At 68.1% G+C, this 23,497-nt stretch carries 24 protein-coding genes; 9 read left to right on the top strand and 15 right to left on the bottom strand.

Features of this window, described 5'->3' with window-relative positions; translation table 11 throughout:
• Positions 1–19: 19 nt before the first annotated feature.
• The 7 genes from MF270_RS00660 to MF270_RS00630 form a co-directional block, all read right to left on the bottom strand.
• On the bottom strand, positions 20–3,400 hold the full coding sequence (locus MF270_RS00660; protein ID WP_238363920.1) for an efflux RND transporter permease subunit: 3,381 nt from the start codon (positions 3,398–3,400) through the stop codon (positions 20–22).
• A 3-nt stretch (positions 3,401–3,403) separates the two neighbouring features.
• Positions 3,404–4,873, bottom strand: a complete 1,470-nt coding sequence (locus MF270_RS00655) for an efflux RND transporter periplasmic adaptor subunit (protein WP_238363919.1) — start codon at positions 4,871–4,873, stop codon at positions 3,404–3,406.
• A 194-nt stretch (positions 4,874–5,067) separates the two neighbouring features.
• Positions 5,068–5,610 carry a molybdenum cofactor biosynthesis protein B gene (moaB, locus tag MF270_RS00650; RefSeq protein ID WP_238363918.1) on the bottom strand — a complete coding sequence of 181 codons (543 nt, stop codon included), beginning with the start codon at positions 5,608–5,610 and terminating at the stop codon, positions 5,068–5,070.
• Between the two features lie 8 nt (positions 5,611–5,618).
• The gene (locus tag MF270_RS00645; protein ID WP_238363917.1) at positions 5,619–6,182 is read right to left on the bottom strand and encodes a hypothetical protein; all 564 of its coding nucleotides are present in this window, start codon (positions 6,180–6,182) and stop codon (positions 5,619–5,621) included.
• Positions 6,179–6,784 (bottom strand): LysE family translocator, encoded by a 606-nt coding sequence (locus MF270_RS00640; RefSeq protein ID WP_238363916.1) that lies wholly within the window; start codon positions 6,782–6,784, stop codon positions 6,179–6,181. Before MF270_RS00640 ends, MF270_RS00645 begins: the two co-directional genes overlap by 4 nt.
• A complete protein-coding gene (locus tag MF270_RS00635) occupies positions 6,781–7,377 on the bottom strand; it encodes a metallophosphoesterase family protein (RefSeq protein ID WP_238363915.1) in 597 nt (198 codons plus the stop codon). The genes MF270_RS00640 and MF270_RS00635 overlap by 4 nt, the downstream gene beginning before the upstream one ends.
• Positions 7,377–8,162, bottom strand: coding sequence for a uracil-DNA glycosylase (locus MF270_RS00630; RefSeq protein WP_238363914.1), 786 nt, complete (start codon positions 8,160–8,162; stop codon positions 7,377–7,379). Before MF270_RS00630 ends, MF270_RS00635 begins: the two co-directional genes overlap by 1 nt.
• A gap of 74 nt (positions 8,163–8,236) precedes the next feature.
• Here MF270_RS00630 and MF270_RS00625 point away from each other — a divergent pair, with 74 nt between their 5' ends.
• The 7 genes from MF270_RS00625 to MF270_RS00595 all read left to right on the top strand — a co-directional run bounded on the left by MF270_RS00625 (position 8,237) and on the right by MF270_RS00595 (position 13,676).
• Positions 8,237–9,466, top strand: a complete 1,230-nt coding sequence (locus tag MF270_RS00625; protein WP_238363913.1) for a hypothetical protein — start codon at positions 8,237–8,239, stop codon at positions 9,464–9,466.
• Between the two features lie 28 nt (positions 9,467–9,494).
• On the top strand, positions 9,495–10,448 hold the full coding sequence (locus MF270_RS00620; RefSeq protein WP_238363912.1) for an aspartate carbamoyltransferase catalytic subunit: 954 nt from the start codon (positions 9,495–9,497) through the stop codon (positions 10,446–10,448).
• Positions 10,445–10,990: an aspartate carbamoyltransferase catalytic subunit gene (locus MF270_RS00615; protein ID WP_238363911.1), complete on the top strand. Its 546-nt coding sequence runs from the start codon at positions 10,445–10,447 to the stop codon at positions 10,988–10,990. Before MF270_RS00620 ends, MF270_RS00615 begins: the two co-directional genes overlap by 4 nt.
• A gap of 4 nt (positions 10,991–10,994) precedes the next feature.
• On the top strand, positions 10,995–11,546 hold the full coding sequence (locus tag MF270_RS00610) for an aspartate carbamoyltransferase catalytic subunit (protein WP_238363910.1): 552 nt from the start codon (positions 10,995–10,997) through the stop codon (positions 11,544–11,546).
• The gene (gene pyrC / locus MF270_RS00605) at positions 11,543–12,808 is read left to right on the top strand and encodes a dihydroorotase (RefSeq protein ID WP_238363909.1); all 1,266 of its coding nucleotides are present in this window, start codon (positions 11,543–11,545) and stop codon (positions 12,806–12,808) included. Before MF270_RS00610 ends, pyrC begins: the two co-directional genes overlap by 4 nt.
• On the top strand, positions 12,808–13,413 hold the full coding sequence (plsY, locus tag MF270_RS00600) for a glycerol-3-phosphate 1-O-acyltransferase PlsY (RefSeq protein WP_238363908.1): 606 nt from the start codon (positions 12,808–12,810) through the stop codon (positions 13,411–13,413). The genes pyrC and plsY overlap by 1 nt, the downstream gene beginning before the upstream one ends.
• Positions 13,414–13,493: 80 nt before the next feature.
• A complete protein-coding gene (locus MF270_RS00595; RefSeq protein ID WP_238363907.1) occupies positions 13,494–13,676 on the top strand; it encodes a hypothetical protein in 183 nt (60 codons plus the stop codon).
• Between the two features lie 420 nt (positions 13,677–14,096).
• Here the strand turns inward: MF270_RS00595 and MF270_RS00590 are convergent, their stop codons facing one another.
• Positions 14,097–14,696, bottom strand: a complete 600-nt coding sequence (locus tag MF270_RS00590; RefSeq protein ID WP_238363906.1) for a 2-hydroxychromene-2-carboxylate isomerase — start codon at positions 14,694–14,696, stop codon at positions 14,097–14,099.
• A 107-nt stretch (positions 14,697–14,803) separates the two neighbouring features.
• On the opposite strand from MF270_RS00590, the gene MF270_RS00585 reads away from it, so the two are divergent.
• Entirely contained in the window at positions 14,804–15,820 is a 1,017-nt protein-coding gene (locus MF270_RS00585) for a ribose-phosphate pyrophosphokinase (protein ID WP_238363905.1), read from the top strand.
• A gap of 246 nt (positions 15,821–16,066) precedes the next feature.
• Here the strand turns inward: MF270_RS00585 and MF270_RS00580 are convergent, their stop codons facing one another.
• The 7 genes from MF270_RS00580 to MF270_RS00550 form a co-directional block, all read right to left on the bottom strand.
• Positions 16,067–16,420: an H-type lectin domain-containing protein gene (locus MF270_RS00580; RefSeq protein WP_238363904.1), complete on the bottom strand. Its 354-nt coding sequence runs from the start codon at positions 16,418–16,420 to the stop codon at positions 16,067–16,069.
• A gap of 124 nt (positions 16,421–16,544) precedes the next feature.
• Positions 16,545–16,970 carry a F0F1 ATP synthase subunit epsilon gene (locus tag MF270_RS00575; protein WP_238363903.1) on the bottom strand — a complete coding sequence of 142 codons (426 nt, stop codon included), beginning with the start codon at positions 16,968–16,970 and terminating at the stop codon, positions 16,545–16,547.
• Between the two features lie 66 nt (positions 16,971–17,036).
• The gene (gene atpD / locus MF270_RS00570; protein ID WP_238363902.1) at positions 17,037–18,461 is read right to left on the bottom strand and encodes a F0F1 ATP synthase subunit beta; all 1,425 of its coding nucleotides are present in this window, start codon (positions 18,459–18,461) and stop codon (positions 17,037–17,039) included.
• A gap of 18 nt (positions 18,462–18,479) precedes the next feature.
• On the bottom strand, positions 18,480–19,358 hold the full coding sequence (locus MF270_RS00565; protein ID WP_238363901.1) for a F0F1 ATP synthase subunit gamma: 879 nt from the start codon (positions 19,356–19,358) through the stop codon (positions 18,480–18,482).
• A gap of 24 nt (positions 19,359–19,382) precedes the next feature.
• Positions 19,383–20,921, bottom strand: a complete 1,539-nt coding sequence (gene atpA / locus MF270_RS00560; RefSeq protein ID WP_238363900.1) for a F0F1 ATP synthase subunit alpha — start codon at positions 20,919–20,921, stop codon at positions 19,383–19,385.
• A complete protein-coding gene (locus tag MF270_RS00555; RefSeq protein WP_238363899.1) occupies positions 20,922–21,488 on the bottom strand; it encodes a F0F1 ATP synthase subunit delta in 567 nt (188 codons plus the stop codon).
• A gap of 386 nt (positions 21,489–21,874) precedes the next feature.
• Positions 21,875–22,618, bottom strand: a complete 744-nt coding sequence (locus MF270_RS00550) for a methyltransferase domain-containing protein (protein WP_238363898.1) — start codon at positions 22,616–22,618, stop codon at positions 21,875–21,877.
• 62 nt (positions 22,619–22,680) lie between these two features.
• On the opposite strand from MF270_RS00550, the gene gloB reads away from it, so the two are divergent.
• Positions 22,681–23,442: a hydroxyacylglutathione hydrolase gene (gene gloB, locus MF270_RS00545; RefSeq protein ID WP_238363897.1), complete on the top strand. Its 762-nt coding sequence runs from the start codon at positions 22,681–22,683 to the stop codon at positions 23,440–23,442.
• The last annotated feature ends 55 nt before the right edge of the window (positions 23,443–23,497 follow it).

The raw sequence follows: 23,497 nt of genomic DNA, 5'->3' as shown, positions 1-23,497 counted from the left end.
GCCCGCCCCGGCCCCCCCGTCAGGCCCGGCGCATCCGGGCGGCGAGGGTCCAGAGCCCGGCCACGACATACAGCGCCAGCGCCAGCAGGGCCGAACCGGCCAGGAACACCCCCAGCGCGGACAGCAGCGGATCGGCGCCCAGCGCCGGCATCCAGGCCGGGGTCGCGCCGGTGGCCAACACCTGGCCCATGGTCAGTCCCAGCCATCCCAGCACCACCGCCAGAGACAGCACGGCCGCCAGGCGCGGGCCCCGCGCGCGGAAGCGCAGCGCCCGGCGCAGCGACTGGAATTGCCGGCCGATGTCGGTCTGGATCGCCATCAGCGCCGGCACCACCAGCAGCACCAGCACCATGCCGAAGCCCAGCCCATAGACCAGCGTCACCACGGTCGGGCGCAGGAACTGCGCGTCCTGGCTGCGTTCGTAGAGCAGCGGCGCAAGGCCCAGGACCGTCGTCGCCGTGGTCAGGAAGACCGGGCGCAGGCGCATCGCCGTCCCTTCGATGATCGAGGGCACGAGGCCCCGGTCCTTGGCCAGTTCGTCGATCGTGGTCACCAGCACGATGGAATCGTTGATGATGATCCCTGTCATCCCCAGGAGGCCCACGACCGAGAACATGGTCAGCGGCAGCTCCCAGTACCAATGCCCCCAGATCGCGCCGACCAGGCCGAAGGGGATCACCGACATCACCACCAGCGGACGCGTCCAGCTGGCAAAGACCCAGGCCAGGACAAGGTAGATGCCCATCAGCACCAGCGTCAGGCCGGTGCGGGCATCGCTGAGGAAACTGTCCTCCTGCTCGCTCAGCCCCGAGATGCGGTAATCGACCTGCCGGTCCGAGGCGATCTGCGGCAGGATCTCTTCCTCGAGCGCGCGGGAAATCTCGGCCGCGCGGGCGGCGTCGTCGTCGGATATGTCGCCGGTGACCGAGATCACCCGCAGCCCGTTCTCGCGCCGGACTGTCGAGAACCCCGTGCGCTGCTCGACGCTGACGATGTCGGCCAGCGGCACGTAGGCGCCCTCGGGCGTGCGCATCTGGGTCCGTTCGAGGAAATCGGCCGTCAGCTCGCCCGCCGGCAGCTCGACCCGGATCGCGGCACTGCGCGGCCCGTCGGGATAGGTCGCCGCTTCGATCCCGTTCAGCCGGTTGCGCAGCACCCGGCCCAGCGTGTCGATGGTGAACCCCAGCGCCTGCCCCTGCGGCGTCAGCTCGAGGATCATCTCTTCCTTGTCATAGGCCAGGTTGTCCTCGACTGCCGAGACCTCGGGGAATTGCGCGACCGCGGTCTTGAGATCCTCGGAGGCGGCCTTGAGCGTCGCGGCATCGGCGCCGTAGAACTGTACGTCCAGCGCATCGCCCCCGGGGCCCGAGCGCCAGCCGCGGAAGCTGATCGTCTCGGCCAGCGGATGCTGGCGCACGCTGTCCTGCAGCTCGGCGACGAAGGCGAAACTGGAGTATGGGCGCAGGTCGGCGTCGATCAGCTCGATCGAGATGCCGCCCAGCTGGTCGGCATCCTTGGTGTCCGACCCCGGCAGGGCGCGCCCGGCGTTGCCGCCGATCTCGGCGATGACGTAGTCGATGGGGTTGCGGCCGTATTCCTCTTCGTACTTGGCGCCCAGTGCATCGGTCGCGCGCTGCATCTCGCGCATCATCTCGAGCGTGTCGGCCCGGGTCGCTCCCGGCGCCATGGCAAAGTTGCCGGTGACCGAGGCCTGCTCGGGCGAGTTCCAGAAGCGCCAGACCACGTCGCCCTTGATGAACAAGGCCGCCTGGCTGGCCAGCACCACCACGGCCCCCGCCAGCACCGCGTAGCGCGCGGTCAGCAGAAGGCCCATGAGCGGCCGGAACAGCCGGTCGCGCACCCAGTTGAAGCCGCGGTTCACCAGCCGCGACGGCAGGTCGTACCAATGCCTCGCGCCGACATGGCGCAGTGCGTGGCTCATGTGGTTGGGCAGGATCAGGAAGCATTCCACCAGCGAGGCCAGCAGCACCACGATCACGGTGAAGGGAATGTCCGAGATCATGTCGCCGAACCGCCCCGAGATCGCGGTCAGCCCGAAAAAGGCGATCACGGTGGTCAGGGTCGAGGAAAAGACCGGCAGCGCCATGCGGGTGGCGGCGTTTTCCGCGGCAATCACGGCGGTCTCGCCATGCCGGGCGCGCCAGTCGGCATGCTCGCCCACCACGATGGCGTCGTCCACGACGATGCCCAGCGTGATGATCAGCGCGAAAAGCGAGATCATGTTCAGCGTCAGCCCCGCCGCGTACATGGTCGCGATGGCGGCCAGCATGGCCACGGGGATGCCAGCCGCGACCCAGAAGGCGATGCGCGCATTGAGGAACAGGAACAGCAGCAGCACGACCAGCGCGAGGCCGGTAAGCCCGTTGTCGATCAGGATGTTGAGCCGGCCGGTGATCGCCTCGGCCCGGGTGCGGATCAGGTCGATCTGCGTGCCCTCGGGCAGGGTCGCCTGCAGCTCGGCCGCGACCCGTTCGACGGTTTCCTGGATGCCGATGGCATCGCCGCGGTCCGACCGGTCGACGCGGATCGAGATCGCCGGGTGTTCGCCCACGAAATAGCTGCGATCGCGGTCGACGCCGCTGGTGGTGACGGTGGCCACGTCGCCCACGGTCAGGTTGGTCCCGTCGGTGTTCGACCGCAGCACGATGTCGCGGATCTGGTCGGCGTCGCGCTTTTCCACGCCGGTGCGGACACGGGTATTGGCGCCGGTCACGTCGCCGGCGGGGTCGGCGTTCACCTCGGCCGCGATGGCGCTGGCGATGTCCGACATGGCGATGTCATAGGCGATGAGGTTGGCCGAGGGCACCTCGACCACCGTTTCGGGCGCGGCGAGGCCGCGGATCGTGGTCCGCGTGACCCCTTCGGCGAAAAGGCGCAGCACGAATTCGTCGGCGAAGCGGCCCAGCTGGTCCACGGCCACCGGGCCGGTGATGACCACGTCGGTCACCCGGTCGCGCCAGCCGCCGCGGTTGACGCTCGGGTCGTCCGCTTCCTCGGGCAGGTTGGTGACCGCATCGACCGCCTGCTGCACGTCATCGGCGGCGCGGGACATGTCCCAGCCCGGCTCGAATTCCAGCGTGATGGTGGCCCGCCCCTCGCGCGAGACGGATTCGGCGCTTTCGACCCCCTCGACCGTCAGCAGCGCAGGCTCCAGCACCTGCACGATGGCGCTGTCGACGTCTTCGGCCCCGGCGCCGTCCCAGCGGACCGAGATGTCGATGTCGTCCACCACCACGTCCGGCAGGAACTGCGCCCGCATGCGCGGAAAGGCCATGAGGCCGGCGACGATCAGGATCACGAACAGCAAGTTCGCCAGCGTTGCGTGGCGGGTGAAGTAGCTGAGGATGCCGCCGGCACTGGCGGGAAGACCGCGGACCATGGATCAGCCCCCCATCCGGCTTTCCAGCCGGTCGATCATCTGCGCGGGCACGCGGGCCTGCGCCAGCTGCGCCAGGATACGCTGCTTGGCCTCGTCGGGGATGAAGCCGTTGGCCTCCACAAAGGCGACGAGCGCGGCGCGGCGCTCGTCCGTCAGCTCGACCATGTCGGGCTCGGGCGGGGCCTGCGCGGTCTCTTCGCCCGTGGCGGGGCGCAGGGGCTGCACCCGGATGCCGGCACCCAGGAGCGGCGTGCGCTCGGCCACCACGTCGCGGCCCGCGACGACTCCGGCGGCAACGATCACCTCGTCGCCCTGGCGGCGCAAGAGCTCGACCGCGACCTCCTCGAGCCGGTTCTCTTCGCCCACCACCAGCACGGTGCCCCCGGCGCTGAGCGCTTGGCTGGGCAGCCGCACAACGTTGTCCAGCGGCAGCTCGGTCACCTCGACCCGAACGAAATCGCCCGGCTTCAGCCCGCGCGCGGCGTCGAGCCGGGCAAAGAGCAGCCGGCCGGTCTGGCCCTCGCCCACCGCCGCGCTGTCGCGCGACAGCTGGCCCGATGCCGACAGCGCCGTGCCGTAGACATCCATCGTCGCGACCACGTCCGCATCGCGCAGCCGGCCCGCATCGTCCAGCAGGCGCGCGTATTGCGCGGTCGAGACGCGGAAGGCGACCTCGAGCGCATCGGCATCCACCAGCTGCGCGAGTTGTTCGTTGACGCTGACCAGCCCGCCCTCGACCACGGTCACGTTGGACAGCGTGCCGGCAAAGCCCGCACGGATTTCCGTGTCGTCAAGGTCGCGTTGCGCCTCGGCCATGGTCAGGGCGATGCGGGCCAGTGCGGTTTCGGCCTGGTCGATGCGCGCTTCGGCCTGGGCCACGGCCTGACGCCGCGAGACGACGGCCTGACGCGCGGAGGAGGCCGCGAGTTCGGCCGTTTCCACGTTGGCGGCGGTGCCGACGCCCCGCTCGAGCAGGTCCTGCTGGCGCTGGAAGGCGCGCGTGCGCAACTCGGCCTGTTCCTGAGCCGCGGCCTGGTCGTCGCGCGCCAGCTCGAGCGCGCGCAGCGCCTCGCGGCGCTCGGCCTCGGCGTCCAGCCTTTCGGATTGCACCCGTTCCAACGCCCGCTCGGCATCCGAGGGGTCGATCCGGGCGAGGAATTGCCCGGCCGTGACCGCGCCACCCTCGACGAAATCCTCGGACAGCGCGACGATCGGCCCTGCCACGGCCGCGCGGATGTCGAGTGTGCGGCGGCTTTGCACCTCGCCAAAGGCGGACATGACCGGGCGCAGCGTCTCGGGCGCGGCGGGCACGACGTTCACCGTGAACACCCGCTCGCGCACCGGCGGCACGCGGGGCTCCTGGTTCAGCCGGTCGTCCACGGCCACGTAGACCATGCGCCCGGCATAGACCAGCAGCCCCAGGGTGAGGGCCAGAAGGAAAAGGCCGGTCAGGCTTTGGCGGAGAAATCGCATCGTTGTCTGTCGTCCCGGAACGGCCCTTGCGGGCCCACAAAGTCACGCCGCTCCGATCTGCCGCGTGCCTGCATGATCGGAGCATATATTGAAGATACGGTCCACGGCGGAAAATCCGTCACTAATAGCGACGGTTGAAGCAATCTTCACATCCACGCGAGATGGCCGTGCGCCGCCCGGCATTCGGGCAGCGGTCACTTGCGGCGCAGGTGTTCGTCGAGACGCGGCATGATCTCGACAAAGTTGCAGGGCCGGTGGCGATAGTCGAACTGCTTGCCGAGGATGCCGTCCCAGGCGTCCTTGCAGGCCCCGGTGCTGCCCGGCAGCGCGAAAAGGTAGGTGCCGTTGGCGACGCCCCCCGTGGCGCGGCTTTGCACCGCCGAGGTGCCGATCTTTTCCATCGACAGGATGGTGAAGACCGTGCCGAAGGCGTCGATCTCCTTTTCGTAGACATCGCGGTGCGCCTCGACGGTCACGTCGCGCCCCGTGAGGCCGGTGCCGCCGGTCGAGATGACCACGTCGATCCCCGGGTCCGCGCACCAGGCGCGCAGTTGCGCCGCGATCTCGGCCCGCTCGTCGCGGATGATCTTGCGGTCCGCAAGGATATGCCCGTCCGCTTCCAGCCGCTGCACCAGCGTGTCGCCCGACCGGTCCTCGGCCAGGCTGCGGGTGTCACTGACCGTCAGGATGGCGATGCGGACGGGGATGAAGTCTTTGCTTTCGTCGATACGGCTCATGGTCGGGCTCATTCGCAGGGGTCTGATACGGGTAGGCGCGGCAGGGACAGCGAGGCGGCAAGGCGCTGCTGCGCGCCTGCGCCCGTGATGGCGACGAGGCGGGCCGCCTGCGGCGTGTCCGGGTCCGGGCAGGCCGGGCGGGCGCGCGAGGCGAGGCCGCGGGCGCTGGCCTGGAGGCGTTCGATGGCTGCGTTGGGGGCGAGGGGCGGCACGGTGTTGGCCCCGGCAAAGACCGCCGCCTGGAAGGTCATTCCGGTCAGCCGCTCGGCCTCGGCCGGCTGGAACAGGCCCGGACAGCTGTGCGCCATGAACTCGGCCCAAAGCAGCGCATCCAGCTGGCACAGCACTGCGCCGTGGCCGCTTTGATCGGTCGCACGGTATCGCGTGACGCCGCCGCGGGTGATCTCTTCGACCACCATGGGGCCGGGAAGTTCCAGCCGGCGGGTGCCGGGGGTGGCTTGCAGGATGGCGTCCGCGTGGATCTCGAAGAGCAACGCGTAGTCGGGCTCAAACCCGGTCTCCTGCGCCGTCGCGCCAAGCGGCAACAGGGCCAGAAGGGCGGCGCGGATCACCGCGACACCATGGCCAGCCGCAGCGCGAGGGCCGAGTAGATGCCCGCCGTGACATAGCCCAGCACGCGCCCGCCGCCCGCCAGCTTGCGGCCGATCCCGCCCGAGGCGATGCCCACGGCGGCGTTGATGATGAACCCGCCGAGGCTCAGGACGAGGCCGAAGACCAGGAACTGCGCCAGCACCGCGCCATCCTCGGGCCGCACGAATTGCGGCACGAAGGCCAGCACGAACAGGATCACCTTGGGGTTGGTGAGGTTGACCATCAGCCCCTGCAGGAAGGGATTGCCCGGCGGCAAGTCCTGCTTGTCTGCCCCGCCGCCCCGCAGCGCGCCCCAGGCCAGCCACAAGAGGTAGCCGACCCCGGCCCAGCGGATGAGGTCGAAGGCGGGCGGCCAGGCCTCGACCAGCGCCGAGAGGCCCAGCCCCGCGATGGCGGCATGGATCAGCCCGCCCAGCGCAATGCCCGCGCTAGCGAGCGTCGCCGCCCGCGCCCCCCGCCGTAGCCCCTGCGCCAGGCAGAACATCATGTCCGCGCCGGGCGTGATATTCAGCGCCAGCGCCGCCGGGACGAAGGCCAGCAGGACAAGCGGGTCGGGTGTCATGGCGTGATCTCGAAGATATGCCCTTCGGGGCCGAGGTTGCGGCAGCGGGTGGCGCCGATCACGCCCTCCTGCCCCCAGCAATCGTGGATATGGCCGAAGAGGTTCCACTGCGGTTGCAGCCGCTCGACGGCGGCGTGGATGGCGGTGGAGCCGACCGAGAGCCCATGTGAGGTCACATCCGCGATGCCCTTTGGCGGGGAATGGGTGACCAGCAGGTGGGTCGCCTCGCATTGGTCCAGCATCTGGGCGGCGGTCTCCTCGGGCAGATCGCAGGACCAGGCGCCAAAGGGTGTCTCGGGCACGCCGTAGCCGAGGCCGAAGATCTTCACGCCCTGCACCTCGGTCCCCTCCCCGTGCAGCACGGTCCAGCCGGGCGCAGCGGCGCGCAGCTCGGCGTCGCTTTCGCAATTGCCGGGGACGGCGATCATGGGCGCTTGCAACCCGTCCAGCAGGGCGACCGCCTCGGCCAGCCCCTCGCGCATGTTGCAGAAATCGCCGGCGCCGATGACGAGGTCCACCTCGGCGCTGGTTTCCACCAGCCGGGCGGCCATGCGGCGCGACAGGTGCAGGTCGGAAAAGGCGAGAATGCGCATCAGGCGCCCTCCAGTTTCGCTTTCAGGGACAGCAGGTCTGCCCAGGCCTCGCGCTTGGCCTCGGGGTTGCGCAAGAGGTACGCGGGATGGAACATCGGCAGGACGGGGCGGCCGACGGCGGTGTCCCACTGGCCGCGCATCCGGGTGATGCCGCGCCGGCCCAGCAGCGCGTCGCAGGCAATGTTGCCCATGACCACCAGCAGGTCGGGGGCCGCCAGCTCGATATGCCGCGTGATGAAGGGCCGCATCATCGCGATTTCCTCGGCCGAGGGGTCGCGGTTCTGCGGCGGCCGCCAGACCACCACGTTCGAGATGTAGACGGCGCGGGCGGCGTCCTGCGCTTCGCGGCTGAGGTCGATGGCGCCAAGCATCCGGTCAAGCAAATGCCCCGCCCGCCCGACGAAAGGCTTGCCCTGCCGGTCCTCGTCCCGGCCCGGCGCCTCGCCCACGATCATGACGCGGGCGGCGGGGTTGCCGTCGCAGAACACGGTCTGCCGGGCGCCCTGCTTGAGGTCGCAGAGCTCGAACGCCTCGAGCGCCCCGCGCAGCTGGTCGAGGCTTTGTGCCCGCGAAGCCGCCTCGGTCGCGACGGCCACGGCGTCGACCTCGGCCGGCCTGATCGGCACGGGGGCCGCGCCGGGGGCGGCGGCGGGCGCGGGTTTCTCCTCCGGCACCAGGGCATAACGATCCACGGGCGCGTCGAGGATCGCCTCGTCCGCGCCAAGCTCGACCTGCCAGTCGAGCGCGGCCAATGCCGCCCAGTCATCCAATGCCGATTCTGCCACGGGCTGACACTAGCCCCGCGCAGGGGGCGGTGAAAGCGGTTGTGGTCCTGACGATGCCGTGCAGGGTGGTCGGCATGGTCCTTCTTGTCCTTCTGATTGCCACGGCCGTTGCCGTCAGCCTCGCCCCGATGGCCGCCGTGCGGCGGATCGCGGGGCTTTGGGCGCTGGCGCTGCTGCTGATCCTCGTGACCTTGCCGCCCGACTGGGATGACGCGTTTGGGACCGTCAGCCTGTACCTGTCCATCCTGATGGTCCTGCTGGCCTTCGTCCCGCTGGCGATCCGGTTGGTCTGGCGCGCCTGGCGGGGCGACCCGCCGGCGCCTGAGACACAGACGGATGTCGCGCTGACCGCCCCGCTGTCGGCCATCACCGGCGGGCTGGGCGCTGTCCTCGCCTTTCTCTTCCTGGCGCAGAAACTTGGCGGCAGCGACCCCGCGCTGACACTCCACATGACCATTGGCCTCGGCTGCGCCGGGCTGGCCGTATGGGCTTGGCGGCAGCGCATTTTCGGGGCCGTCGGTTTCGGCGTCGGCCTGCTGGTCCTGACCGTCTTCAGCTATGCATGGTTCCCCGAGCGGGTCCTGTCCCAAGCCCGCCTGCTGGCCGGCGAGGACGCGCATTGCATCGGCCTGACGGACCGCCACCGCCCGGCCGCACACCGGTCCGACCTGACCTTTCTGACCATGGACAAGCGGCCCGGCTGGCGGCATGCGCAACTGGTGATCTCCAGAGGCGCGCCGCAGACGGCGCATTGGTCCTACCGCAAGCTGGCCTTCGACGACCTGCGGCCACTGCCGATCAAATACGCCAGGCTCCACATCCCCGCAGCGTGCCTGCCGGACGGCCGCCATGGCCTCGCCCCCACAAGCCGCGACTACGAGCTGCTGACCCCGCAGATCGCGATGCGGATCCCGCCGGATGCGCTGCGCGGGAAGCCGGGGCTTTACATGTCGCTTGACGATCCTGCATCCGAAGCGACGCACCGTCTGGGCACGACCGTTCACCTCATGCGGGGGGCCTGGGTCGAGCGCCTGCCGAACGGAACCGCCACCGGCACCGCACACGGCCTGCAGACCGACGGCCAGGGCCTGTACTGGCGCCGCGCGGCGGGCGTGACGGTGACCCACATCCAGTGCCGAGGAACCTGCCAGCACCATTTCGCCCGTGACGGCCACCTTTTCACCCGCGACTTCGTCCCCGCCGACCTGCCCGGCTGGCAAGCCGCCGAGGACGCGCTGGCCGCCAAGGTCCGGGTCTGGACCCTGCCCCGATCCGCTTGCCGCGCCCCGCACCCGCGCCTATAACCGTGCCGGTCACGAATAGGGGAGAGACATGGGGTTCACCGACCGACACCTTCTGGGGATCGAACACCTCTCCCCCCTCGCCATCACGGAAATCCTTGACCTTGCCGACAGTTACGTGGCGCTCAACCGGGCGCCGTCGAAACACGCCGACGCGCTGCGCGGGCTGACCCAGGTCAACATGTTCTTCGAGAATTCGACCCGCACCCAGGCCAGTTTCGAACTGGCGGGCAAGCGGCTCGGGGCGGATGTGATGAACATGTCCATGCAGACCTCGTCGATCAAGAAGGGTGAGACGCTGATCGACACCGCCATGACGCTGAATGCCATGCGCCCGGACCTGCTGGTGGTGCGGCACCCCCATGCGGGGTCGGTCGCGCTGCTGGCGCAGAAGGTGACCTGCGCGGTGCTGAACGCCGGCGACGGGCGGCACGAACACCCGACGCAGGCGCTGCTGGATGCGCTGACGATCCGGCGCCGCAAGGGCCGGCTGCACCGTCTGTCGATTGCCATCTGTGGCGACATCGCCCATTCCCGCGTGGCGCGTTCGAATATCATGCTGCTCGGCAAGATGGAGAACCGCGTGCGCCTTGTCGGTCCGCCCACGCTGATGCCCTCGGGCGTCGCGGACCTGGGGGTCGAGGTCTATGACGACATGCGCGAGGGGCTGCGGGACGTGGACGTGGTCATGATGCTGCGGCTGCAAAAGGAGCGGATGGACGGCGGCTTCATCCCCTCGGAACGCGAATTCTTCCACCGCTACGGCCTGGACCACGAAAAGCTGGCCCATGCCAAGGAAGACGCCATCGTCATGCACCCGGCGCCGATGAACCGCGGGGTCGAGATTGACGGGGACCTCGCCGACGACATCAACCGCTCCGTCATCCAAGAGCAGGTCGAGATGGGCGTGGCCGTGCGCATGGCCGCAATGGACCTCTTGGCGCGCAACGCCCGCGCGGCGGCACGCGAAGGGGTGATGGCATGAGCGACAAGATGCATGTCCCCGCCAGCGAGACCGGCACGGTCCGCGTCTTTCACGTCGACCTGCCGCCCGAGGCGATCGAGCGCTTCGTGACGCAGGCCGGGACGGGTGAATGGCCCCTGCCCTATGCGCTAGGCGCCACCGTGCTCAAGCGCGACTTCGTCGACGTGGTGGCGATCAAGGACCTGGGCGAGATGGGGCTTTCGGGCTATCTCGAGCAGGCCTACGACGTGACCGGCGCGGATTTCAAGGCGATGAAGCCGCAGCTCGACGCGCTGAGGGGCCACGTGCTGGTGATCCCCAGCCAGGCGTTCGGCGGCAAGGCGCAGGAGCTGAGCATCGGCAAGCCGCTGCGCTGGGTCGGTACTTTCGCCGAAACCCGCGCGGCCCGGCCCAAGGGAAAGCTGCGCAGCAAGTCCGCCAAGGGCGTGCTGGCCGGTGGCCAGCCCCCGGTTGGCGGCACGCGCATGGGCTTTGCCCAGATCATCCTGATAGCGCTGGCGGTGCTGGTGCTGATCCTCGTGACGATCTGGGCCGGGGCCTGACGCCATGTCCGCGACGGCCACGACCGCAGCCGGGGACGCAACCGATCCCTGGGCCGGGCTGCTGGACCCCGGCGAAGAGATCCTGTGGCAGGGCCGGCCCGACACGGGGATCGCGCTCAAGGGCAGCACGATCTTCCTCGTGCTCTTCGGCCTGGCCTTTTCCGGGTTCGCGCTGGTCTGGATGGTCCTCGCCGCCTCGGCCGGCGGGATGTTCTGGGCCTTCGGACTGATCCATTTCTCGGCCGGGCTGGGGCTGATCTTTTTCGCCATCTGGGGCGACCAGGTCCGCCGGCGCCGCACCTGGTACACGCTGACCGACCGCCGCGCCTTTATCGCCACCGATTTCCCGGTGGTCGGGCGCAAGCTGCAAAGCTACCCCATCGAACCGGGCACGGTGCTGGACTACAGCCCCGGGGACCTGTCGGACATCCATTTCGCCCATCGCACGCGCCGGACCAAGAACGGCACGCGGCGCATCCCCGTGGGCTTTGAACGCATCCCGGAGGGCGACACGGTCTACCGCCTGATGCGCGACATCCAAAGGAGTGCCGCATGAGCGCCACGCTCTTCACCAATGCCCGCCTAATCGACCCCGAGGCCGGGACGGACACCCCGGGCTCGCTGCTGGTCGAGGGCGGCCGCATCACCGGCCGCGACGTCGCCGCGCCAGGTGCCGAGACCGTCGATTGCGGCGGCAAGTGCCTCGCCCCCGGCATCGTCGATATCGGCGTCAAGGTCTGCGAACCGGGCGAGCGGCACAAGGAATCCTACCGCTCGGCCGGGCGCGCTGCTGCTGCGGGGGGCGTCACGACCATGGTCACGCGGCCCGACACGCTGCCGGTGATCGACACGCCCGAGGTGCTGGAATTCGTGCACCGCCGCGCCAATGACGCGACCCCGGTGCATGTGCGCCCCATGGCCGCGCTCACCAAGGGCAGCGAAGGGCGCGAGATGACCGAGATCGGGTTCCTGCTCGACGCGGGCGCCGTGGCGTTTTCGGATTGCGACCGGGTGGTGACGAACACCAAGGTGTTCTCCCGCGCGCTGACCTATGCGCGCAGCCTTGGCGCGCTGGTCGTGGCGCATCCGCAGGAACCGGGGCTGAGCGCCGGGGCCGCCGTCACATCCGGCAAGTTCGCCACGCTGCGCGGCCTGCCGGCCGTCTCGCCCATGGCCGAGCGCATGGGGCTTGACCGTGACATCGCGCTCTTGGAGATGACCGGCGCCAAGTACCATGCCGACCAGATCACCACGGCCCGCGCCCTGCCCGCGCTGGAACGCGCCAAGGCCAACGGGCTGGACATCACGGCGGGTGTGTCGATCCACCACCTGACGCTGAACGAGTTTGATGTGGCCGATTACCGGACCTTCTTCAAGGTCAAGCCGCCGCTGCGGTCCGAGGATGACCGGCTGGCGGTCATCGAGGCGGTCAAGACCGGGCTGATCGACGTGATCAGTTCGATGCACACGCCGCAGGACGAGGAATCCAAACGCCTGCCGTTCGAAGAGGCGGCCTCGGGCGCCGTTGCGCTGGAAACGCTGCTGCCGGCGGCGATGCGGCTTTACCAGGCGGGGCTCTTGGACCTGCCGACGCTGTTCCGCGCCATGGCCCTGAACCCGGCGAAACGGCTGGGGCTCGACACCGGACGGCTGAGCGCGGGCGCGCCGGCGGACCTTGTGCTTTTCGACCCGGACAAGCCCTTCGTGATGGATCGCTACACGCTGCAATCGAAGTCCAAGAACACGCCCTTTGACGGGGCGAGGATGCAGGGCCGGGTGCTGGGCACCTGGGTCGACGGGGAAAGGGTGTTCGGATGATGCCAGAGATCGTCTCGGGGGCCGGAGCCCTGCTGCTTTGGGCCGTGATCGGCTATGGGCTGGGGTCCATCCCCTTTGGCGTGGTGCTGACCCGCGCCATGGGGCTGGGCGACCTGCGCAAGGTCGGGTCGGGCAATATCGGCGCGACCAACGTGCTGCGGACGGGCAACAAGGCCGCCGCCGCCGGGACGCTGCTGCTGGACGGCGCCAAGGGCGCGGTGGCCGTGCTGCTGGCTCGCGCCATGGCGGGCGAGGATGCGGCGCAGCTGGCGGGGCTGATGGCCTTTGTTGGCCATTGCTACCCGGTCTGGCTGAAGTTCAACGGCGGCAAGGGGGTCGCGACCTTCCTCGGGCTGATGCTGGCGCTGGCCTGGCCGGTGGGGCTGGCCTGTTGCGCGACCTGGGGCCTGACGGCGAAACTGGCCAAGATCTCGTCCCTCTCGGCCCTAGTGGCGGCGGCGCTGTCGCTGGTGTGGCTGGTGGTCTTCGGCTATCTCCACGTCCTGCTGCTGACGCTGGTTCTGGTCGCGCTCGTCTTCTGGCGCCACCGCGGCAACATCGCCCGGCTGCGCGCCGGGACCGAGCCGCGGATCGGCCGCTCCTGACGCCCTCGCCCGCCTTCCTGGCCGCGTTCGAGGCGCTGCCACTCGGCACGTTTCGGGCGACGGGCCTGGGCCGGGCCTGGGTGGTGACCCGCGCGGCGCTGGCCGATGGTCGGGCGGAAAAGCTGGTGGCCGAGGAACGGGGCGGGACCGGTTACCTGAGCCTCAACCTCTACCGGCTCGACGCCGGGCCGCAGCTCTTTCCCTGCGAGACGAGCGTCGAGGCGGCGGAGGCGCTGGTTGTGGCGTTGCGGGTGGTCGCGTGAGGCCCCTCATCACATCTTTACTGTCCGTATGCAGATGCGGGCATCCCACTGCGCCAGCTGCCGCATTGTTCATGGCGGAGATTTAGCTCAAGCCGCGCATAGCTGGGCCGCGGTGCGGCGATCCCAGGGCTGTGCAGGGTACTTTATCCCGGCCAGGTCCGGAAGACTTCTGAAAGGAGCGCCCAGCCTCACCAAATCGCCGAGCCGGGGGGCGGCGTCATGCCGAAGGCATGCCTCCGGCATGACGATGCGCGGCGGCCTGTCGGCCTTGAGTCCGCGCAGGGTCTAGGACGAACCGGAGACGTAGTGGAGCCTAGCCCGCACCCTACCCCGTTCCGCGACCGGTCTGCCTGGCCCCCGCATGGCGGCCCACCGTAGGGTGGGGATTCACCCCACCTTACGCGCCCAATCACGCGCCCGTCACAACTCCCCCTTCAGATGCGCCCGCAGATCGTCCAGCCGGTCCTGGCCCCAGAACTTCTGCCCGGAGTCCACCACGTAGAAGGGCGAGCCGAAGACCCCGTCGGCCACGGCCTTTTCCAGGTTGTCCGCGTATTCCATCGCCCCGCTCAGCAGCCCGCTGTCCGCCAGCGACGGGTCGAACCCCGCGCCCTCGAGCGCGGCGCGGATCACGCTGTCCTCGGCGATGTCCTTTTCCTCGGCCCAGCAGGCCCGGAACAGCGCCTGCACCAGCGCGCCGACATCCCCGCCCCCGGCCTGCTGCGCGGCGATCACCGCGTAGGAGGAGGGCGCGGGGTTGGTCGGCCAATGCGCCGGATGGATGTTCAGCGCCATGCCGGTCTTCTTCCGCGTCCGCTCCAGCTCCTGCAGCCGGTACGCCTGCCGCGCGGGCGGGCGTTCGCCCAGCGGCTTGCCCCCGGTGCGCGGAAACAGGGCCATGATATCGAAGGGGCGATAGCTGATCGTGGTCCCCGTCTCGGCCGCCATCTGCTCGAGCCGGCTGCCGGCCAAGTAGGTCCAGGGCGACAACATGGAGAAATAGTAGGTAACGTGCGGCATCCGGGCCTCGCTCGCGGCTTGAGTGGTTTGCCGCAGGGTACGTGCGTGCTAAGGGGTCTGCAACGTCACGAATCTGTCATTTCGACGCCAGCCTGGAACCCTGCCCCATGCCTGAACGCACCGAACCGAAACTCATTTCGGGCAATGCCAACCGTCCGCTTGCCGAAGCCATCGCCCGCCGCATGTCCATGCACCGCGGCGTCAACGTCGGGCTGGTCGATGCCCGGGTCGAGCGGTTCAACGATGCCGAGATCTTTATCGAGGTCTACGAGAACGTCCGCGGCGAGGACATGTTCATCATCCAGCCGACCTCGAACCCGGCGAACGACAACCTGATGGAGTTGCTGATCATGTCCGACGCGATGCGCCGGTCCTCGGCCCATCGCACCACCGCCGTGATCCCCTATTTCGGCTATGCCCGCCAGGACCGCCGCACTAAGGCCCGCACGCCGATCAGCGCCAAGCTGGTGGCGAACATGATGGTCACCTCGGGGATCGAGCGGATCCTGACCATGGACCTGCACGCCGCGCAGATCCAGGGCTTCTTCGACATCCCCGTGGACAACCTCTATGCCTCGCCGATCTTCGCGCTGGACATCAAGGAACAGTTCGCCGGGGCGATGGAGGACATCATGGTCGTGTCGCCCGACGTGGGCGGCGTGGCCCGCGCGCGCGAGCTGGCCAAGCGGATCAACGCCCCGCTGTCGATCGTCGACAAGCGGCGCGAGAAGCCGGGCGAAATCGCCGAGATGACCGTGATCGGCGAGGTGAAGGGCAAGAAGTGCATCATCGTCGACGACATCTGCGACACGGCCGGGACGCTGTGCAAGGCTGCCGAACTGCTGATGGAATATGGCGCGACCGAAGTGCACTCCTACATCTCGCACGGGGTGCTGTCGGGCCCGGCGGTCGAGCGGATCACCAAGTCGGTGATGAAGTCGCTGGTCATCACGGATTCGATCCAGGCGACCGACGCGGTCAAGGACTGCCCGAACATCCGCATCCTGCCGACTGCGCCGCTGTTCGCCCAGGCGATCCTGAACATCTGGTCGGGGCATTCGGTGAGCTCGCTTTTCGAGACTGAGACGCTGGAGCCGATCTACGAGGGCCAGTTCCGGCGGTGAGGCTGGGGCTTTCATGCCGCACCAATGAACATGGCGCGCTCGGCTTTGGTCGGGCGCGTTTCTTTTTGACGGAATGCTGAAGGCAGATACGGCCCGCAAGCTACGGATACCAAGTCCAACTTCAAATTGAAGTCCTGCCCGGCCGCAAGCCGGGCAGCGCCGACCCGCCCCCCCGGGGCGGCGCTTGGGCGCCACCCCGCGTGTCGGCGCTGCCCTGGTCGCTCCACGTTACCGTGGCGCCCTGCCCTACAGGTCGATATCCCAATCGTCGGTGTTCTTCACCTCGCCAATAGCGATCCAGGACATGCGCACGCGGGCGACGCGGCTGTCGCCCCAGGTGCGGAAGAACAGGGCAAAACCTTTCTCCGTCACGTCCTCGGCGCCGATATCGGCGCGCACGTTGGTTTCCGCATCCATGTCCCAGAGCTGCAAGGCCACCTGCACCACCGGCGGGTTTGCGTACCGCTCAGAAAAATCCACCCATTGACGGCGCTCGCGCTTGCCCTCGCCCGTCCACATGTCGCCATCGGTGGCGAAGTCCGAGAACAGGTTGACGGTGCCCTGGTCGATGCCCAGGCGATGGCCTCTGACGTGCTTCATGGGGTCCTCGCATTGCCTTCCGGCCTTGGTTTAGCCAGCGCCCGCGCAAAACGAAAGGCCCCGCCGGATCCGGCAGGGCCTTTGCGTGTCTTCCCTGCGGCCGGGCCAAAGCCCCGGCACGGGATCAGTTGCTCGGCGAAAGACCGATGTGATCGCCCACGGCGACCATGTCGGCCAGAAGCTTGGCCGCGTCATCCACCGGGCCCGGCTCGTTCACGAAGGTTTCCTTCGCGCTGGCATGGGCCGCGCGGGCATCGGCGACCATCGCGTCGAATTCCGCCTGGGTCACGTCCTCGCGGGGCAGTGCCTTTTCCGCCAGAACGGTCAGGCCCGCGCCGATCTCGGCGAAGCCGCCGGTCACGACGTATTCCTGGGTGCCCGAGGTCCCCTCGACGACGAGGACACCGGGGCGCAGGGTCGTGATGGTCGGCGCATGGCCGGCCATGACGGTCATGTCGCCAGCCATGCCGGGCACGCGGACCGAGGTCGCCTCGAGCGAGGCAAGACGCCGCTCCGGGCTCACCAGGTCGAACTGCATTGCATCAGCCATGTGTCGTCTCCTTGTCGGAGCCGCCTGCCCGCCGCGCCCGAGGGCCGGCGGGCAAGGTAGGCCCGATTACGCTGCTTCCGCGGCCAGTTTCTCGGCCTTGGCTTTCACTTCGTCGATGCCGCCGACCATGTAGAAGGCTGCCTCGGGCAGGTGGTCGTATTCGCCGGCCACGACTGCCTTGAACGACGAGATCGTGTCTTCCAGCGGAACCTGGACACCGTCCGAGCCGGTGAAGACCTTTGCCACGTCGAACGGCTGGCTGAGGAAACGCTGGATCTTCCGGGCGCGGGCCACGGTCAGCTTGTCCTCTTCCGACAGTTCGTCCATGCCGAGGATCGCGATGATGTCCTGCAGCGACTTGTAGCGCTGGAGGATACCCTGCACGTCACGGGCAACCTGGTAATGCTCTTCGCCGACGATCTGCGGGTCCATCAGGCGCGACGAGCTGTCGAGCGGGTCCACGGCGGGGTAGATGCCGAGTTCCGAGATGGCGCGCGACAGAACGGTCGTTGCGTCGAGGTGGGCGAAGGTCGTGGCCGGTGCGGGGTCGGTGAGGTCGTCCGCGGGCACGTACACGGCCTGGATCGAGGTGATCGAGCCGTTCTTTGTCGAGGTGATGCGTTCCTGCATCGCGCCCATGTCCGTGGCCAGCGTCGGCTGGTAGCCCACGGCCGAGGGGATCCGGCCCAGCAGGGCGGACACTTCGGAGCCGGCCTGTGTGAAGCGGAAGATGTTGTCGACGAAGAACAGAACGTCGGTGCCGGACTGGTCGCGGAACTGCTCGGCCAGGGTCAGGCCGGTCAGGGCGACGCGGGCACGGGCACCCGGAGGCTCGTTCATCTGACCGTAGACCAGGGCCACTTGCGATTCCTCGAGGTTGTCCGGCTTGATCACGTTGGATTCGATCATCTCGTGGTAAAGGTCGTTCCCTTCACGGGTCCGCTCGCCCACGCCGGCGAACACGGAGTAACCCGAGTGCACCTTTGCGATGTTGTTGATCAGTTCCATGATCAGAACGGTCTTGCCCACGCCGGCACCGCCGAAGAGGCCGATCTTGCCGCCCTTCGAATAGGGCGCCAGCAGGTCGATCACCTTGATGCCGGTGACGAGGATTTCCGACGCGGTCGACTGCTGGTCGAAGGTCGGGGCCTCGGCGTGGATCGGGCGGAATTCGGTCGCGTTCAGCGGCGCGCCTTCGTCCACCGGCTCACCCACGACGTTCAGGATGCGGCCGAGGGTCGCGTTGCCCACGGGCACCGAGATCGGGGCGCCGGTGTCGGTCACTTCCTGGCCGCGGACCAGACCTTCGGTCGCGTCCATCGCGATGCAGCGAACGGTGCTTTCGCCGAGGTGCTGAGACACTTCCAGCACCAGCTTCTTGCCGTTGTTGTCGGTGGTCAGCGCGTTGAGGATTTCCGGCAGGTGGTCGCCGAACTGCACGTCGACCACGGCGCCAATCACCTGGGTGACCTTGCCTTTAGCGTTTGCCATGTTTCGTCTCCGGGTTCTTTAGAGCGCCTCGGCGCCCGAGATGATTTCGATCAGTTCGTTCGTGATGACGGCCTGACGCGAACGGTTGTATTCGATGGTGAGCCTGTCGATCATGTCACCGGCGTTGCGCGTCGCGTTGTCCATCGCCGACATCCGGGCGCCCTGTTCCGAGGCACCGTTTTCCAGCAGGGCGGCAAAGATCTGCGTGGCCACGCCGCGCGGCAGAAGGTCGGCGAGGATCGCCTCTTCGTCCGGCTCGTAGTCGTACAGCGTCGATGCTTCGGCACCCTCCTCGGGCGCGTCGAACGCGGCCGGGATGATCTGCTGGGCCGTCGGGATCTGGCTGATCACCGACTGGAACTGCGCGTAGTAGATCGTCGCGACATCGAATTCGCCCGCGTCGAAACGGCCGAGGATGTCCCGTGCGATGTCCTGGGCATTGGCATAGCCAAGCTTCTTGACATCGCTCAGGTCGACATGGCCCACGAACAGGTCGGCGTTGTCACGCTTGAGCTGCTCGCGGCCCTTCTTGCCGACCGTCAGGATCTTGACGGTCTTTCCCTCGGCCTTGAGCCGGGCAATGTCCACGCGCGCCTTCTTGACGATGTTCGAGTTGAAACCACCGCAAAGACCCCGCTCGGCCGTCAAGACGACCAGCAGGTGCACGTCGGACTTGCCCGTCCCCCGCAGAAGCAGGGGCGCGCTGTCGCTGTCGCCGACCGATGCGGCCAGCGCCCCCATCACGGCATTGAACCGCTCGGTATAGGGGCGCGCCTGCTCGGCTGCATCCTGTGCCCGCCGCAGTTTCGCGGCGGCCACCATCTGCATGGCCTTGGTGATCTTCCGGGTCGACTTGATCGAATCGATCCGGATTTTCAGGTCCTTAAGACTGGGCATACCAGGTCTCCTTCCCGGCTAGCCTCAGGCGAAATCGGCGGCGAATTCGTCCAGGGCAGCCTTGATCTTGTCGGCCAGCTCGTCCTTCACCTTGCGATCGTTCTCGGTGATGTCCTTGAGCAGGTCGGCATGCTTGGACCGCAGGTGGTTCAGCATGCCGGACTCGAAGCGGCCAACCTGGTTGACGGCGATCTTGTCGAGATACCCGTTGGTGCCAGCGAAGATGACGCAGACGATTTCCGCGTTGGTCAGCGGCGAGTACTGCGGCTGCTTCATCAGCTCGGTCAGGCGGGCACCGCGGTTCAGCAGGCGCTGGGTCGCGGCGTCGAGGTCGGAGCCGAACTGGGCAAAGGCCGCCATCTCGCGGTACTGGGCGAGCGACAGTTTCACCGGGCCGGCGACCGAGGACATGGCCTTGGTCTGGGCCGAGGAGCCCACGCGCGACACCGACAGACCGGTGTTCACGGCCGGGCGGACACCCTGGTAGAACAGTTCGGTTTCCAGGAAGATCTGGCCGTCGGTGATCGAGATCACGTTGGTCGGAATGAACGCCGACACGTCGCCGCCTTGCGTCTCGATGATCGGCAGAGCCGTCAGCGAGCCGCCGCCATTGTCCTCGTTCAGCTTCGCCGACCGCTCCAGCAGGCGGGAGTGGAGGTAGAACACGTCGCCCGGGTAGGCTTCGCGGCCCGGCGGGCGGCGCAGCAGCAGCGACATCTGGCGGTAGGCCACGGCCTGCTTGCTGAGGTCATCGTAGATGATGAGGGCGTGGCGGCCGTTGTCGCGGAAATACTCGGCCATGGCGGTCGCGGCATAGGGTGCCAGGAACTGCATCGGGGCCGGGTCGGAGGCGGTCGCGGCGACGACGATCGAGTAGTCGATGGCGCCGGATTCTTCCAGTTTCTTCACCAGCTGCGCCACGGTCGAGCGCTTCTGGCCGATGGCCACGTAGATGCAGTAGAGCTTCTTGCTCTCGTCATCGCCGGCGGCTTCGTTGTAGGACTTCTGGTTCAGGATCGCGTCGAGCGCCACGGCGGTCTTGCCGGTCTGGCGGTCGCCGATGATCAGCTCGCGCTGGCCACGGCCGATCGGGATCATCGAGTCCACGGCCTTGAGGCCGGTCGCCATCGGCTCGTGCACCGATTTGCGGGGGATGATGCCCGGGGCCTTCACGTCGGCGATGCGACGCTCGGTGGTTTCGATCGGGCCCTTGCCGTCCAGCGGGTTGCCAAGGCCGTCGACCACGCGGCCAAGCAGCGCGTCACCGGCGGGCACGTCCACGATCGAGTTGGTGCGCTTGACGACGTCACCTTCCTTGATGTCCCGGTCCGAGCCGAAGATCACGATACCGACGTTGTCGCTCTCGAGGTTCAGGGCCATGCCCCGGATCCCGCCCGGGAACTCGACCATTTCACCGGCCTGGACGTTGTCGAGACCATGGACACGGGCGATCCCGTCACCGACGCTGAGCACGCGGCCCACTTCGGCGACTTCGGCTTCCTGGCCAAAGTTCTTGATCTGCTCCTTAAGGATCGCCGAAATCTCGGCTGCTTGGATACCCATTTATCCGACCTCTTTCATAGCATTCTGGAGGGAATTGAGCTTCGCACGGATCGACGTGTCGATCATCCGCGAGCCCACCTTGACGACAAGACCACCGATGAGCGTTTCATCGACGGTCGCTTTGATCTTGACGGTCTTTCCGACGCTTTGCGACAGGGTCGCCGCAAGCGCATCGGACTGGGACTTGGACAGCGCGGTGGCCGAGGCAACCTCGGCCGTCACTTCGCCCTTGTCCTCGGCAATCTTGGCGCGCAGCTGCTCGAGCAGTTGCGGCAGCACGAACAGGCGGCGCTTCTGGGCCATCAGGCCCAGCGCGTTCCGCATGACCGGGCGCAGCTTCATCTTGTCGGCCACGGCCAGGATGGCAGCCTGCTGGCTGTCACGGCTGTAGACCGGAGATGAGATGAGGTCCCGCAGGTCCGCGCTGTCGGCCAGGGCGGCCGAAAGGTCGTCGACGCTGGCTTCCAGCTCACCGACCTTGTTGTTGCCCTTGGCTATCTCGAAGACCGCCTGGGCGTAGCGCGCGGCGATGCCGGAGGAGATCGAAGCAGGTTCTGACACGTCCACCCTTCCGCTGTTCTGGCCCCATCCGCCCTTGCCCCCGAGGAGAAGGGAGCAGGTACTTCAAGGGCGTGTCGGGGTCCCGCGTGGTCACGAGACCGTTAATCCGGCGCGGGTGTAGCAGACAGGTTTCAAACCGGCAACAGGCTTGGTCCATTTTGCACCTGCGGCAAAATCGTTAATATTGAGGCACTTGGCAAAACTGCGACCGATTGCGCCCTGTTTGCGGCCTTGAAACCTGCATTTTGCCGGCCCTCATGCGCGATTCCTGCGCAATCCGATGGCGCTAACGCGCTCTTTTTCCCTGCGCCACCGCAGGGAACGGCGGGCCAAACGGCGGTGGGCGGGGCGATGTCGGGCCCGGGGCCGCACGCGTGTCGTCCGCCGCCCCCTCAGACCGGCTTGGGCTTGGGCTCGGGGGACAGCCCCTCGAGCACGCGCAAGGGGCGCGCCCGGATCCGCTCCCCCGGCCCCGTCGGCGCCTGCACGCGCTTGGCCGCCTCGACCATCAGCACGCCGCCCGCCAGCACCGGCAGGGCGCGGCCCGCCTTTTCCATCACCCCGCCCATGCGCAGCCAGAACCGCCGCTGCGAGGGCGGCTGGTACAGCACGGTCGCATGCTGCTCGGTGATGAACCCGTGCCGCCCCAGCAGCGATTCCAGCTGCCCCGAGGAATAGGGCCGACCATGTCCGAAGGGCGTCTTTTCCGACCGCGACCAGAGCCCGGCGCGGTTCGGCACGATCACCATCAGCTTGCCGCCCGGCCCCAGCACCCGCGCCGCCTCGTCCAGCAGCAGCGCCGCGTGGTCCGAGGTCTCGAGCCCGTGCATCAGAACCAGCCGGTCGACATGGCCCGTCTCGAGCGGCCACATCACCTCTTCGCACAGCACCGAGACATTCGGCATCCCCGCCGGCCAGGGCATCACCCCCTGCGGCCCCGGCATCAATGCGACCACCCGGCGGGCATCGCGCAGGTAGGGCCGCAGGATCGGCAGCGCGAAGCCATAGCCGCAGACCGACAGCCCCTTGGCCTCGGGCCACATGTGCATGAGCTGCGCGCGCACGACCTTCTGCGCTGCGCGTCCAAGCGCAGAGCGGTAGTAGAAATTGCGCAGGTCCTGGACGTCCTGGTGCATTGCAGGGGGCCGGCCTTTCCGTCACTCTGACCCTCAGACTAGCATCACCCCGAGGAAACGCCATGCCCCTGGACATCGTCACCATCCCCTGCCTGCGCGACAATTACGCATACCTGGTCAAGGGCCCCGACGGCGTCTGCCTCATCGACGCGCCCGAGGCCGCCCCGATCATCGACGCGCTCGAGGCGCGCGGCTGGGGGCTGGGCAGCATCCTGATCACCCATCATCACCACGACCATGTGGGCGGCGTGGAGGAACTGCGCGCCAGGTACGGATCCGAGGTCATGGGCCCCGAGGCCGAAAAGGCCAAGCTGCCGCCGATCGACCTCGGGCTGACCGACGGCATGCAGGGCGGCACCGGCGACGCGTTGACCGTTTCGATCGACGTGCCCGGCCACACGCTGGGGCACATGGCCTTCCACTTCCCCAACGCCAAGGCGGTCTTCACCGCCGACAGCCTGATGGCGCTTGGCTGCGGCCGGGTCTTCGAAGGCACGCCCGAGATGATGTGGGAGAGCCTGAGCAAGCTCGCCGCCCTGCCCGGCGACACGATGGTCTACTCGGGCCATGAATATACCGCCTCGAACGCGCGCTTTGCCCTGACCATCGACCCCGACAACCCGGCCCTCCAGGCCCGGGCGAAAGCCATCGAAGAGGCCCGCGCGGCCGGAAAATCGACCGCCCAGGTCTTGCTTTCGGAGGAACTGGCCACAAATCCCTTTCTTCGGCCCCATGATGCCGCGATCCGCGCGCGCCTCGGGATGCCGGAGGCGACCGATGCCGAGGTCTTCGCCGAAATCCGCGCCCGGAAGGACGCGTTCTGACGCGCAAAGCGTCAGTTGTTGCCGCAGTCGCGAGAAATGTGATCGGCAATTCAGA

This window comes from Mesobacterium pallidum, assembly GCF_019966535.1.
Lineage (GTDB): Bacteria > Pseudomonadota > Alphaproteobacteria > Rhodobacterales > Rhodobacteraceae > Mesobacterium > Mesobacterium pallidum.
This window is presented reverse-complemented; position numbering and strand designations above follow the sequence as displayed.

Bases quoted from the DNA above. Each gene is read 5' to 3' on its own strand.
- plsY (WP_238363908.1), top strand. From the start codon at position 12,808: ATGCCAGAGATCGTCTCGGGGGCCGGAGCCCTGCTGCTTTGGGCCGTG.
- MF270_RS00655 (WP_238363919.1), bottom strand. From the start codon at position 4,873: ATGCGATTTCTCCGCCAAAGCCTGACCGGCCTTTTCCTTCTGGCCCTC.
- MF270_RS00640 (WP_238363916.1), bottom strand. From the start codon at position 6,784: ATGACACCCGACCCGCTTGTCCTGCTGGCCTTCGTCCCGGCGGCGCTG.
- MF270_RS00610 (WP_238363910.1), top strand. From the start codon at position 10,995: ATGTCCGCGACGGCCACGACCGCAGCCGGGGACGCAACCGATCCCTGG.
- MF270_RS00635 (WP_238363915.1), bottom strand. From the start codon at position 7,377: ATGCGCATTCTCGCCTTTTCCGACCTGCACCTGTCGCGCCGCATGGCC.
- atpA (WP_238363900.1), bottom strand. From the start codon at position 20,921: ATGGGTATCCAAGCAGCCGAGATTTCGGCGATCCTTAAGGAGCAGATC.
- MF270_RS00585 (WP_238363905.1), top strand. From the start codon at position 14,804: ATGCCTGAACGCACCGAACCGAAACTCATTTCGGGCAATGCCAACCGT.
- MF270_RS00550 (WP_238363898.1), bottom strand. From the start codon at position 22,618: ATGCACCAGGACGTCCAGGACCTGCGCAATTTCTACTACCGCTCTGCG.
- MF270_RS00575 (WP_238363903.1), bottom strand. From the start codon at position 16,970: ATGGCTGATGCAATGCAGTTCGACCTGGTGAGCCCGGAGCGGCGTCTT.
- MF270_RS00565 (WP_238363901.1), bottom strand. From the start codon at position 19,358: ATGCCCAGTCTTAAGGACCTGAAAATCCGGATCGATTCGATCAAGTCG.
- moaB (WP_238363918.1), bottom strand. From the start codon at position 5,610: ATGAGCCGTATCGACGAAAGCAAAGACTTCATCCCCGTCCGCATCGCC.
- MF270_RS00620 (WP_238363912.1), top strand. From the start codon at position 9,495: ATGGGGTTCACCGACCGACACCTTCTGGGGATCGAACACCTCTCCCCC.
- MF270_RS00580 (WP_238363904.1), bottom strand. From the start codon at position 16,420: ATGAAGCACGTCAGAGGCCATCGCCTGGGCATCGACCAGGGCACCGTC.
- MF270_RS00625 (WP_238363913.1), top strand. From the start codon at position 8,237: ATGGTCCTTCTTGTCCTTCTGATTGCCACGGCCGTTGCCGTCAGCCTC.
- MF270_RS00660 (WP_238363920.1), bottom strand. From the start codon at position 3,400: ATGGTCCGCGGTCTTCCCGCCAGTGCCGGCGGCATCCTCAGCTACTTC.
- atpD (WP_238363902.1), bottom strand. From the start codon at position 18,461: ATGGCAAACGCTAAAGGCAAGGTCACCCAGGTGATTGGCGCCGTGGTC.
- gloB (WP_238363897.1), top strand. From the start codon at position 22,681: ATGCCCCTGGACATCGTCACCATCCCCTGCCTGCGCGACAATTACGCA.
- MF270_RS00615 (WP_238363911.1), top strand. From the start codon at position 10,445: ATGAGCGACAAGATGCATGTCCCCGCCAGCGAGACCGGCACGGTCCGC.
- pyrC (WP_238363909.1), top strand. From the start codon at position 11,543: ATGAGCGCCACGCTCTTCACCAATGCCCGCCTAATCGACCCCGAGGCC.
- MF270_RS00590 (WP_238363906.1), bottom strand. From the start codon at position 14,696: ATGCCGCACGTTACCTACTATTTCTCCATGTTGTCGCCCTGGACCTAC.